The 12,763-nt window shown below is 46.0% G+C and carries 10 protein-coding genes and 1 pseudogene; 7 read left to right on the forward strand and 4 right to left on the reverse strand.

The window, feature by feature from the left end; translation table 11 throughout:
- Positions 1-51: 51 nt before the first annotated feature.
- Positions 52-1,095: an endonuclease/exonuclease/phosphatase family protein gene (locus JC606_RS18130; RefSeq protein WP_137407643.1), complete on the reverse strand. Its 1,044-nt coding sequence runs from the start codon at positions 1,093-1,095 to the stop codon at positions 52-54.
- Positions 1,096-1,287: 192 nt separating this feature from the next.
- Between JC606_RS18130 and bla the strand changes: the two genes are divergently transcribed.
- The 6 genes from bla (at position 1,288) to JC606_RS18160 (ending at position 8,752) form a co-directional block, all read left to right on the forward strand.
- Positions 1,288-2,151: a class A beta-lactamase gene (gene bla / locus JC606_RS18135; RefSeq protein ID WP_198779116.1), complete on the forward strand. Its 864-nt coding sequence runs from the start codon at positions 1,288-1,290 to the stop codon at positions 2,149-2,151.
- Between the two features lie 246 nt (positions 2,152-2,397).
- Positions 2,398-4,293, forward strand: a complete 1,896-nt coding sequence (locus JC606_RS18140; protein WP_198779117.1) for an extracellular solute-binding protein — start codon at positions 2,398-2,400, stop codon at positions 4,291-4,293.
- 12 nt (positions 4,294-4,305) lie between these two features.
- Positions 4,306-5,394: a microcin C ABC transporter permease YejB gene (locus JC606_RS18145; RefSeq protein ID WP_061031098.1), complete on the forward strand. Its 1,089-nt coding sequence runs from the start codon at positions 4,306-4,308 to the stop codon at positions 5,392-5,394.
- Between the two features lie 31 nt (positions 5,395-5,425).
- Positions 5,426-6,448, forward strand: coding sequence for an ABC transporter permease (locus JC606_RS18150; protein WP_116870772.1), 1,023 nt, complete (start codon positions 5,426-5,428; stop codon positions 6,446-6,448).
- 9 nt (positions 6,449-6,457) lie between these two features.
- Positions 6,458-8,077, forward strand: a complete 1,620-nt coding sequence (yejF, locus tag JC606_RS18155) for a microcin C ABC transporter ATP-binding protein YejF (RefSeq protein WP_198779118.1) — start codon at positions 6,458-6,460, stop codon at positions 8,075-8,077.
- A 126-nt stretch (positions 8,078-8,203) separates the two neighbouring features.
- Positions 8,204-8,752 carry an RNA-binding S4 domain-containing protein gene (locus tag JC606_RS18160; protein WP_061031096.1) on the forward strand — a complete coding sequence of 183 codons (549 nt, stop codon included), beginning with the start codon at positions 8,204-8,206 and terminating at the stop codon, positions 8,750-8,752.
- A 122-nt stretch (positions 8,753-8,874) separates the two neighbouring features.
- Here JC606_RS18160 and JC606_RS18165 read toward each other — a convergent pair whose 3' ends face one another.
- Positions 8,875-9,768 (reverse strand): LysR family transcriptional regulator, encoded by an 894-nt coding sequence (locus JC606_RS18165; RefSeq protein ID WP_198779119.1) that lies wholly within the window; start codon positions 9,766-9,768, stop codon positions 8,875-8,877.
- A 107-nt stretch (positions 9,769-9,875) separates the two neighbouring features.
- Here JC606_RS18165 and JC606_RS18170 point away from each other — a divergent pair, with 107 nt between their 5' ends.
- Positions 9,876-10,838 (forward strand): nitrilase family protein, encoded by a 963-nt coding sequence (locus JC606_RS18170; protein WP_198779120.1) that lies wholly within the window; start codon positions 9,876-9,878, stop codon positions 10,836-10,838.
- Between the two features lie 154 nt (positions 10,839-10,992).
- Here the strand turns inward: JC606_RS18170 and JC606_RS18175 are convergent, their stop codons facing one another.
- Complete coding sequence (locus JC606_RS18175) at positions 10,993-11,436, reverse strand: F0F1 ATP synthase subunit epsilon (RefSeq protein ID WP_004741161.1); 444 nt, start codon at positions 11,434-11,436, stop codon at positions 10,993-10,995.
- Positions 11,437-11,450: 14 nt separating this feature from the next.
- Positions 11,451-12,707 (reverse strand): annotated as a pseudogene (atpD, locus tag JC606_RS18180) (F0F1 ATP synthase subunit beta); the annotation flags it as partial.
- Positions 12,708-12,763 lie beyond the last annotated feature (56 nt).

Below are 12,763 nucleotides of genomic sequence, written 5' to 3' on the forward strand. Positions count from 1 at the left end.
TCTGAAGTGGAAAGGCCGCAGTGTTTGACTGCGGCTTTTTTATGTCTAACTCTAGGCCTCGCGGATATGAGCGGTGACGGAAACGACAGCGTGATCGGTACTGAATTGGTCGTGTTCGAAGCTTGGGTTAATCAGGTGATGATCGAGCACGGTGTAGTGTGATATTTCCATCAAACTTGAGGAGTTCTGGCAGTCAAATTCGTTCGACATCAATATGTAGTCCAAGACTGAGCCTGATGCGCCGTAATAGTGAGTTGGATTACGTTGTTCGAGCAAGTCTTCTTCGTGTAATTGATGGTAGAGATCCCAACTGTCTCTCAATCTAAAGTGTGAAAGCCAATGTTGGCTGGTTTCATCTCGATTCAACGAATAGCTCAACAGCCCTCTGAACTCATCGTTAAATAGGGGCTTGTTAAAGTCGCCCATCAATACAACGGGCTGGTTGGTGAGATAGCGTTGATTGGTAATGTATTGGTGTAGCAGTTGAGCTTCTAAACCGCGTTGAACACTCGATAGCCAAGAACCTAGTTGTTCCTGGTGAAGTTTAATCAGTGTATCGCTTTGTGGCTTTTGCTCTGCTGAACTGTCGCTGGGTTCTGCTGGCTCAACTTTTGGCTCAGTTGGGCGTTGTGATTTAAAGTGTACGACATAACAATCGGTTGAGCCTAAGTGAGGCAATTCAATGGTGGCGTGCACTGGCGTGCGGTTGAATGAAAAATTGTCGCTAAGGTTAAAGGCGGCAAGTAGGCTCGAATCCGGTGTGACAGGCTGAACATTTTCAATCGGGTAACGGGAAGCAATACCCACTACAGGGGAGGTGTATAGGTAATCATCTTCAACGTGTGCACTATCGACCACGGCAAAGTAGGGGTAACCGAGCTCATTCATTAGCTGCTGTAAAGATTCTGGGCTGAAGATCTCTTGAAAGCCAATCACATCGCTATCTGTTGAGCGAATCGCCTCAGCAATCCAATGTTGTTTCTTTTGCCATTCATCGAGGCTGTAGATGTTCTCAAAATCATAATAAGCATTCGGCGGCTCAAGGTAGTTCAAAAGGTTGAACGTTGAGAATGTTACTTGGTTTGGTTTGTTCAAGGTTGAATCCTATTGAAATCACTCTTTTAAGGATATCTAAAATATGGAGATATTGTTCGGATTTAGTCAGTTATTTTCATTTGATCTAGCGAAGGTCGTCGCTTTCTGCTTAGATTCTCTCCATTCGACGCGGTTAAGGTGTCGAGTTTAATTTTCTCTACGATCAGTCGGTCGTTTTCTTATGGTTTCACTATGAAAAAATATACCTCTCTCGCTCTTGTATTGTTGAGCACCTTTTTCTCTACATCGTCATTGAGTCAATCCCTTACGCCTGAATCGATTGAGCAAATTGAATCTCGTGTTTCGGCACGTATTGGTGTGGCGGTCTATGATTCTGCGACCAAGCAGACATGGAGCTACAAGGGGGATGAGCGATTTCCGATGATGAGCACCTTTAAAACTCTGGCTTGTGCGAACCTTCTTTATGACGCTGAAAACAAAGGGCTGGATTTGGATTCAAAGGTCAGCATTAAGTCTGAGGACCTCATTGTTTGGTCTCCGGTGACTAAAGAGCTAGTCGATAAAGGTATTTCACTTAGAGATGCGTGTAGCGCAACCATGACGATGAGTGACAATACCGCGGCAAATATTGTGTTAGGTGGAATAGATGGGCCCAATGGCTTAACTGAGTTCCTGCGTTCTATTGGAGACAGCAATACTCGTCTTGAGCATTTAGAGCCAGAATTGAATCATGCTCGACCAGATGATGCGCGCGATACCACAACACCAAAAAGCATTGTGATGACGTTGAATGAGTTGATGTATGGCGATACGTTGTCACAAGCGTCCAAATCGACGTTAAAAGGCTGGATGATGGGCAATAAAGTGTCTGACGGAATGTTTCGTTCTATCTTGCCTAGTGGTTGGAATATTGCGGATAGATCAGGGGCGGGCGCTTATGGTTCTCGCGCAATTACGGCTATCGTGTGGAGTGAACATCGAGACCCATTGATCATCAGCGTCGCTCTTACAGAAACTGAATTCACTCTTCAAGAGCGTGACAAGGTGATCAACGAAGTAGGTCAACTTATCTTTGACGCGTATCTGGTGAAGTAGCTAATAGCACAGTTAATCCGACACAATCACGCGCTAGCCACAGGTTCAGTTATGGCGTTAGCGCGTGACATTTCTTTAGAACAGTCCCGAGTAATTTGTAAATAAACCGCAAGAGATAGAGTGTTGATGGTTTTATTAGTTATTACATGATGTTAGATTTGATTCTATACTTGTTTTAACGGCATGCATTCAAAGCCGACAAATCAAGCTGAATATTGAATTCATGACATTTGAAGGGAGAGTCAAATGGGAACAGATCTTCGACGCAAAGCCTCGCAGCGCACTCAGTTTTTCAGGTTTAATTTAGCCTCATGTGCAGTCATGCTGCCGCTTATTGCTCTACAACCCTCCGTTACTTACGCATCCGATACCGCATCTACTCCCGCTGTCACCGTTATTGAAACCACACAACTGGTTGGTTTTGGTGAAGCAAAATACCTAGCCGATTTTACCCACTTCGATTACGTTAACCCTAATGCCCCTAAATTCGGCAAAGTGACTTACGGTAGCATTGGTACCTACGATAGCTTTAATCGATTCGGTTCCCGCGGCGTTGCCGCCAGTTATTCAGGTGAAATTTACGATACTTTGATGTTTTCACCGAGTGATGAAATTGATGCCTACTATCCATTGATTGCTTCCAAAGTTCGTTATGCGAGTGATTTCTCTTGGATGGAAATCGATATCAACCCGAATGCTAAATTCCATGATGGGCAACCTATCACGGCCCATGATGTGGCGTTTACCTTCATGAAATTTACGACAGAAGGTGTGCCTCAATATCGTGTGTACTACAAAGACATCGAATCCGTTACCGCGGTTTCTGACTTGGTTGTTCGTATCGAGATGAATAATCCTAACCGTGAGAAGTTGTTTAGCTTTGCTCAAAGCACTCGCGTGTTACCAAAGCACTTTTGGAAAGACAGAAAACTCTCTGAGCCGCTAAGTGAACCGCCAGTAGGCAGTGGTCCTTATAAGATCATCAGTTATAAGTCGGGTCAAAGTGTTACCTACGGCCTTGATGAAAACTATTGGGCTGCAGATTTGCCCGTTAACGTGGGTCGCAATAACTTTAAGGAAGTGCAGTACGATTACTATCGTGATGACACCGTGATGTTAGAAGCCTTTAAAGCAGGGGAGTTTGACCTTCGTACTGAAAACTCAGCTAAGTTCTGGGCCAACTCTTATACAGGCGCAAACTTCGACAAAGGCTATATCGTCAAAGAAGAGATCAACCACGAGAAACCAGAGTCGACCCAAGGCTTTGTCTACAATATTCAATCTCCAGTGTTCTCAGATCCTAAAGTTCGTGAAGCGTTAACGTATGCGATGGACTTTGAGTGGATGAATAAGAACATGTTCTACGGTCAGTACAAGCGCACTCGTAGTTACTTCCAAAACACTGACTATGAAGCGAAAGGCTTACCAAGTGAAGACGAAGTGGCGTTTCTGTCTCAGTACAAAGACCAGATCCCACCGCGAGTGTTTACGGAAGAATACCAACCACCAGTCACCGATGGCAGTGGTCGTATTCGTAGTCAAATGCGCACGGCATTTAAACTGCTGAAGGAAGCGGGTTGGGTACTAAAAGACAAAGTAATGACTAACGAAAAGACTGGTAAGCCAATGTCGTTTGAGTTGTTGATTTACAGCCCAACGACGGAACGTATCGCTACACCTGTTCAAAAGAACCTTAAGCGAATGGGTATCGAGATGAAGATCCGCACGGTTGATACCACGCAATATATCAAGCGTCTTCGTGACCGAGATTTCGATATGGTTTCTTCATCGTTTTCGCCAAACCCTTATCCAAGTCCGAACTTAATGATTGTTTGGAACTCTAACTACATTGATTCTACTTACAATACAGCGGGTGTGATGGACCCTGTGGTGGATGCGTTAACTGAAGAAATCGCACGTAACCAACAGAACCCAGAAAAGCTCCTTACGCTAGGTCGCTCTCTCGACCGTGTGTTGCAGTGGAACTTCTACAACATTCCTCAATGGCACGTGGGTGAATACCGAGTGGCAATGTGGGACAAGTTTGAGCGTCCGGATGTGCTGCCTAAATACGATTTAGGTATCGATACATGGTGGATTTCAGAAGAAAAGGCGGCATTGCTTCCTGAGAAACGTCGCTAGGAGTTAGTTAGCATGGCTGCGTATATATTTCGACGTTTGTTGTTGGTGATCCCCACGCTGTGGGCGATCATCACGATTAACTTTTTCATCATTCAGATTGCGCCGGGGGGACCAGTAGAACAGGCTGTGGCGCAGTTAGAAGGGCACAACTCCGGTATTATGGAGCGCTTTTCTGGTGGTGGACAAGAGGTTGATTTAAGCGAGAGTGATCAAGCGTCTGCCAGTGGCTATAAAGGCTCACGCGGGCTGGACCCTGAAGTGGTTGAAGAGATCAAAAAGCAGTTTGGTTTTGATAAGCCAATTCACGTTCGCTACTTTGAGATGTTGAAAAATTACGCGACCTTTAACTTTGGTGAAAGCCTGTTTAAGGGCGGTAATGTTATCGATTTAATCATCGAGCGCTTGCCTGTATCTATTTCTTTGGGGCTTTGGAGTACGTTAATCATTTACGTGATTTCGATACCTCTGGGCATTATGAAGGCGATACACCACGGCTCTCGTTTTGATATTTGGTCGAGCGCGGTGGTGATTGTCGGTTATGCGGTCCCTGGCTTCTTGTTTGCTATCATTCTGATTATTTTATTTGCCAGCGGTAACTACTTCAGTTGGTTCCCTTTGCGAGGGTTAGTATCGAGTAACTTCGATCAACTCAATTGGTATCAGCAAATTGGTGATTACTTCTGGCATTTAGCTTTGCCTATTTTCGCCATGGTGATCGGTGGTTTTGCCACGCTCAGCATGCTGACCAAAAACTCCTTCCTTGATGAAATCAACAAGCAATATGTAGTAACGGCACGAGCGAAGGGTTTAGACGAGAACAGTATTCTCTACAAGCACGTTTTCCGTAACGCAATGTTGATCATTATTGCCGGTTTCCCAAGCGCATTTATTAGTATTTTCTTCACGGGTTCTATGTTGATTGAAGTGATGTTTTCACTTGAAGGCATAGGTTTACTTGGCTTTGAGTCGACCATTCAACGTGACTATCCCGTGGTGTTCAGTTCTCTCTATATCATGACCTTATTAGGCTTGGTTCTGAGCATTATCTCCGACCTGACTTATACCTGGGTTGATCCTCGAATTGATTTTGAAGCGCGTTAATGGCGAACGAATAACAAGGTATTGATAATAAATGTTTAACAACCCTTTAGCTGAAGCTCGTTGGTTACGTTTTAAAGCAAATAAGCGTGGTTTTATCTCCCTTTGGATATTTACCATCTTGTTTGGCTTGAGCCTGTTCGCTGAGATCATCGCGAACGATAAGCCATTATTGGTTTCTTATGACAATCAATGGTTTGTGCCTGTCATTAATGAATACGCAGAGACAGAGTTCGGTGGGGAGTTTGAAACCGAAGCCGACTATAAAGACCCGTATGTAATCGACCTCATCGAAGAGAATGGCTATATCGTTTGGCCTATCATTCCTTTCAGCTACGACACTATTAACTTTGACATCGCAGGCGCGGTGCCATCGGAGCCTGACTCGGTGAACTGGTTAGGTACAGATGACAAAGGGCGGGATGTGTTGGCTAGAATTATTTACGGCTTTCGTATCTCGGTACTCTTTGGTTTTGTTCTGACAATCGTCTCGAGTGTCATTGGCGTGGTCGTTGGTGCTACGCAAGGTTACTACGGCGGCTGGGTTGACCTGTTTGGACAACGTTTCATCGAGGTGTGGTCTGGAATGCCGACCTTGTTCTTACTTATTATCTTGTCGAGTTTCATTGAGCCGAATTTCTGGTGGTTGCTGGGGATTATGGTGCTGTTCAGTTGGATGAGTTTGGTGGGTATCGTTCGCGCCGAGTTCTTACGCTGTCGTAACTTCGACTATGTACGTGCGGCACAAGCGATGGGCGTGGATGATAAGCGCATTATGCTTCGTCACATGTTACCAAACGCTATGGTTGCGTCGCTAACCATGATGCCGTTTATCTTGTCTGGTTCTGTCACCACACTGACGTCGTTAGATTTCTTAGGCTTTGGTCTGCCTGCGGGCTCGCCTTCATTAGGTGAGCTTCTGGCGCAAGGTAAAGCGAACTTACAAGCGCCTTGGCTTGGCATTTCTGCATTCGTTGTACTTTCTTTGATGCTTACGTTACTTGTCTTCGTCGGTGAAGCGGTACGTGATGCCTTCGATCCACACCAACAGAAGTAAGGATAGGTTATGACTTCAAATACAGCTCCTGCTTCTCCAGTGCTAACCATAGAAAAACTGTCTGTCGGTTTTGGAAGAAAGAAGGCGATAGAGCAGGTAACTCACGATGTTTCGCTCGAAATATACAAAGGGGAAACACTGGCGCTGGTGGGAGAGAGTGGCTCGGGTAAATCGGTGACGGCGAACTCCATTTTAAAGCTACTGCCCAAAGGCTCATCACATTATTTGAACGGGACGATTAACTTTTCTGGTAGTGATATCTTGAGTTGTTCTGAGAGGCAACTGCGCGGTATTCGTGGTGGTCGCATCGGGATGATTTTCCAAGAGCCGATGGTGTCATTGAATCCGCTGCATCGAATCGGCAAGCAGTTGGTTGAAACCCTCGCCATTCACCGCGGTATGCGTACCAACAAAGCACAAGCCTTGGCGATAGAGTGGTTATCTAAAGTAGGCATCCGTCATCCAGAGCAAAAAATATTAGCCTATCCGCATGAGTTATCTGGAGGTGAGCGTCAGCGTGTGATGATCGCGATGGCACTGATTAATGAGCCAGAGCTGCTTATTGCTGACGAGCCAACGACCGCATTGGATGTGTCGGTACAAGCCCAGATACTCGATTTGTTGAAAGATCTGCAACAAGAGCTTGGCATGGCGATGCTGTTTATCACTCATGACTTGAGTATCGTTCGTAAAATTGCCGATCGAGTGGCGGTGATGAAAGATGGTCGCCTTGTGGAAAGCAACGACTGCCAGACATTGTTTAGTGCGCCAGCTCACCCTTACACGCAAAAGCTCATCAATTCTGACCCTAAAGGTTTGCCTGTCCCTGTGTCACCCGACAGCCAACCGCTACTCGACGTAAATCAACTCCGTGTGTGGTTCCCAATTACGGGCGGCTTATTTAAGCGCACGATTTCGCATGTAAAAGCCGTTACTGATATGGAGTTCACCCTTAAGAAAGGGCACTCAATTGGCTTAGTGGGTGAGAGTGGCTCTGGTAAGTCGACCACAGGTATGGCGATATTAAAGCTGGTGGAGAGTGAAGGTTCGATCACTTATGAAAGCGAGCAGCTTCAAGGGCTAAACCGTCAGCAAATGCTGCCATTTCGAAGCCGTATGCAAGTTGTCTTTCAAGACCCATTCTCAGCGTTGAACCCAAGAATGTCGGTGGCACAAGTGATTGGTGAAGGCTTACGTGTTCATCAGCAGCTTGATGAGAGCGAACTGGACCAGCGTATTTGCGATGTGATGAAAGAGGTCGATCTTGACCCTAAAACGCGTCACCGTTACCCAAATGAATTTTCGGGTGGTCAAAGGCAGCGCATTGCGATTGCGCGAGCACTGATTCTGAAGCCAGAGTTTATCCTACTCGATGAGCCAACCTCTTCATTAGACAGAACGGTACAAGCTCAGGTATTAGACTTACTCAAGTCACTGCAAGAAAAGTACGATCTGACTTACCTGTTCATTAGCCACGATCTCAACGTCGTCAAATCTCTATGTCATTATACTATCGTGATGAAAGCGGGTGAGGTGATAGAGAAGGGCGACACCGAGACGCTGTTTAGCGCTCCTCAACACGAATACACCAAGCAGTTGGTGAGCCTCTCGAACGTGGGTGGCGTGTAAGTCGCCAATAGAGGCACTATTCTTTATAACAAGGGCGATCATGTTGAATTCAACATGGTCATTTAATGGTTTTACGATTACACTGCGCCCAATATTTCAGAAGTACATATTTAGGTAGAGGTCACCATGGACCAAGAACATTACGAAGACGCTGACTACGAAGGTTACGAGCACGGCGAAGAAGGCGAAGAGATTGAAATCGAGGCGATTGGTGTCGATGTGTCATCTCAGCCAATTGAGCTCTACAAAGTGTTCAAGATCGCGAACCTAGTGAGTGGCGGTGGCGAAGCTAAGCACGTCATCTCTGAAGGTTACGTTGCGGTAAACGGTGAGCTGGAAACACGTAAGCGCCGTAAAATGTACGATGGTGACTTCTTTGAGTTTAACCAAGAATACTATGTAGTGTGCTGTGACCAGCCAGTACAAGAAGTAGAAGATAAACCAAAGAAAAAAGAAGCGGCTAAGAAAGATAACAAGTCGAAAAAAGGCCAGTCTAAAAAGGGTTCAAGCAAGAAAGAATCACAGCGCAGCACTGCAGATATGCTAAGCGCTAAAGCTGAACCTAAGAAACAGAAAAAAGAGAAGAAGAAAGAAAACAAGCCGAAAAAGAAAGCGGACACGCCAAAGCCAACACGTGACGACAAAAGCGGCCGTAATTCGATTGAGTTCTTCTAATTTACAGCTTTAAACTGCTGGTCTGAAACTCTTTTATCGCTTATTAGCAGCGCTAAATGTGTCTTTAGCGTTGCCAGATACTAAAAGGCTCACTCTGATAGTGAGCCTTTTTTGTTTGAAATTCAGCGTTTGGCTTCAATTTCGCTCTGCTTCGCCACAAACTCTACAAACCTATCCCTGAGTGGGTTTTCACTTTCTCCATTCCATATCAATCCGACAGGCCAAGTGGCATGTTTACCTTGTAATGCAATGAATTCAACCTTGGTGTTGCTTATCTGCTGTGCGCTGCTCGGTACTATAGTAAAGCCAATATTGGCCGATACTAAGGCTAGCAAGGTAAGAATATCGTCAGCTTCTTGTGTCTTTGATAGCTCGATATTATTGGCGATGCAATATTGCTGGATCTGTTTGTCTAGTCCGGGTCCACGATGTTGGGCGAGCTTTAGGTAAGGCCATTTCGCTAACTCAGAGATAATCAGAGTTTTGCTTGGCGCTTGCTTGAGAAGATCTTTGTGTATCGCAATCACAAGGGAGTCATCGAATAGCGTTAGGCTGTTTAGAACGGGTGAATCGGGGATACGATTGAAGCTGATATCGAGTTCGTGAGTCAATAACTCATCCGTCTGTTGCTTAGAAGGAGTGTCATTCAAGGTGATGCGAACATTCGGTTGCTGGTTTTTGTACGCTGCAATCAGCTTGGGTGCTTCATGATAAGTAGAAACACCAAAGCCAATGTTCAAATGCCCCTCTGTCCCATTGACCACCGAGCCAGAAAGCTGCTCAAAGGCTTGCATTGAATCGACCAAGCGTTGGGCATCTGTTAGTAACGTCTTGCCTGCGTGCGTCAACTCGGCGCCATTTCTGCCGCGAGAGAACAGGCTCGCCCCAATATTGGATTCAAGCCGCTGAATCTTTTTGGTGAGTGCCGACTGAGTAATGTAGAGCTGCTCTGAAGCCAAACGATAATTTCCCGACTTAGCCAGCTGACAAAATGCCTTCAGTAAATCAAATTCCATTCCAAATGCTCATCAAACTGAGAATATCTTTCATTATATGGAATTGAAGTGATTTTTTATACTGGCTCCATAGCAAATCGGATAAAGCGAAAATTAGAGGACGAATCATGAAAAAAGACATCAAAGTAGCATCGGTCCAGTTTAACCATCATGCCGGCGATAAGGCCTTTAACTTATCGGTGATTGAGCATTACGTTCAACAAGCTGCGGACAGTGGTGTGGAGATCATCAGCTTCCCAGAGATGTGTATTAGTGGCTACTGGCATGTGTCTGCTTTACCGCGAGATGAGATTGAAGCGTTAGCGGAACCTGTACCGAGCGGCGAATCCACTCAACAGCTCGTTTCGTTGGCAACACGATTTGGAATGAGCGTTGGTGCGGGCTTGATAGAGCAGGGTATTGATGGTGAGTTATACAATACGTATGTGTTCGCGATGCCAAATGGTGAGGTACAAAAGCATCGCAAATTGCACACTTTCGTAAGCCCATATATGAGCAGCGGCGATCAATACACGGTGTTCGATACGCCCCACGGTTGCAAAGTCGGGATCTTGATTTGTTGGGATAATAACTTGGTTGAGAACGTTCGAATTACCGCTTTGAAAGGGGCCGATATATTGATTGCACCACATCAAACGGGCGGTTGCCATTCGCGTAGCCCAAATGCGATGAAGCGAATTGACCCGGAGCTATGGTTTAATCGAGATCAAAACCCGGAAGCGATTCGCGCTGAAATGCAGGGTAAGAACGGCCGTGAATGGCTAATGCGTTGGTTACCTGCAAGAGCGCACGATAATGGCATGTTTGTGGTGTTCAGTAACGGTGTTGGCGTTGATATGGATGAAGTAAGAACGGGCAATGCGATGATCCTAAGCCCTTATGGGGAGATCATCACAGAGACGGACAGCGTTGATGACGATATGGTGGTTGCGGATTTGAAAGCGCAAGAGTTAGAGATGTGCACCGGGAGACGTTGGATTCGTGGTCGTAAGCCAGAATTATATCATTCACTTACACAGCCTCTTGGTCATGAACTTGATCCACACCAAGCACGTTTTGCAGAGAAATAATGTTGAGGTGCTGGTGGTTAAAGTAAGCGAAACAGGCGAGTGAATAATGAGTAAACAGGGAAGGGGTTGAGTTTAAAGCTTTAGATGTAGTCTCCCCACTTAAACCGCTTTTAAGTGGGGAGACTATTTACACTGAGATAAGCAATTGCCTAGTTTAGTGGCGAGTGCGAGACGAAGTCAGATCCGCAGCTCTAAGTTGAGCAATCGCTTTGGCAAGTTCAAGCTGAGCTTGTGCAAAGTTAACGTCCACGTTGCCCTTATTGATGTTCTCTAGAGCGGCGTGTTTCGCTTCCTCTGCACGAGCACGGTCAATATCTTTGGCGTGCAAAGCGGTATCGGCCAATACTGTCACTACATCGGGTTGAACTTCAATCATCCCGCCAGACACATAAAGCACTTCATCTTCTGCTTTTGGGTCGGTGACAAATACTGTCACGCCCGGCTTTATTTTACTGAGAAGCGGGGAGTGACCGGGACGAATCCCGAGTTCACCATCTGCTCCAGAAACGGCTAGGGCATATGCCGGCCCTGAAAACAGCGTACCTTCCGCACTTACGATATTAAGTTGAAATGTATTGTCTGTAATTCCAATAGCCATGATGCACCTACCTGTTAGAGTGATTTCGCTTTTTCAAGCACTTCGTCGATAGAGCCACAGTACAAGAATGCTTGCTCTGGAATGTCGTCGTATTCACCATTTAATAGGCCTTTGAAGCCTCTTAGCGTTTCGCTGAGTGGTACAAACACACCTTTCTGACCGGTAAAGACTTCCGCTACGTGGTAAGGCTGAGTTAAGAAACGTTCAATCTTACGAGCACGAGATACAACCTGCTTATCTTCTGTTGAAAGCTCATCCATACCAAGAATCGCGATGATGTCTTTTAGCTCTTTGTAGCGTTGCAGCGTGGTTTGAACCGTTTGTGCAATGTCGTAGTGCTCCTGGCCTACGATCAGTGGGTCCAATTGACGTGACGTTGAATCTAGCGGGTCAATCGCAGGGTATAGACCCAGTGCCGCGATGTTACGAGACAGTACAACAGTCGCATCTAAGTGAGCAAAGGTTGTTGCTGGCGATGGGTCAGTCAAGTCATCCGCAGGTACGTATACCGCTTGGATAGAGGTGATAGAGCCCTGTTTTGTTGATGTGATACGCTCTTGAAGTACACCCATCTCTTCCGCCAATGTTGGCTGGTAACCTACCGCTGAAGGCATACGACCTAACAGCGCAGATACTTCTGTCCCTGCAAGCGTGTAACGGTAGATGTTATCGATGAATAACAGTACGTCACGGCCTTCATCACGGAAGCGTTCAGCCATAGTTAGGCCAGTAAGCGCAACACGTAGACGGTTACCCGGTGGCTCGTTCATTTGGCCGTAAACCATGGCAACCTTGTCTAGTACGCCAGCTTCTTTCATCTCGTAGTAGAAGTCGTTACCTTCACGAGTACGTTCACCTACACCGGTAAACACAGACAGACCTGAGTGAGCTTTAGCGATGTTGTTGATAAGCTCCATCATGTTGACGGTTTTACCCACACCGGCACCACCAAACAGGCCAATTTTACCACCTTTAGCGAATGGACAGATAAGGTCGATTACCTTAACACCTGTCTCAAGCAATTCAGTGCTGTTCGCTTGTTCTTCATTAGAAGGCGCTTCGCGGTGGATCTCGTAGTTCTCTTTTTGTCCGATTTCGCCACATTCATCGATAGGTTGACCAAGCACGTTCATGATACGGCCTAGTGTTTCTTCACCTACCGGAACCGTGATTGGAGAGCCAGTGTTTTCAACGGTTAGGCCACGACGTAGGCCGTCTGATGTACCCATCGCAATACAGCGAACAATGTTGCCGCCAAGTTGCTGTTGAACTGGCTTTGTTGCTTAATTCAGAGCGAAGACATGCCTGTCCCATGTGCTTGACTCTT

This window comes from Vibrio sp. IB15, assembly GCF_016406055.1.
Lineage (GTDB): Bacteria > Pseudomonadota > Gammaproteobacteria > Enterobacterales > Vibrionaceae > Vibrio > Vibrio chagasii.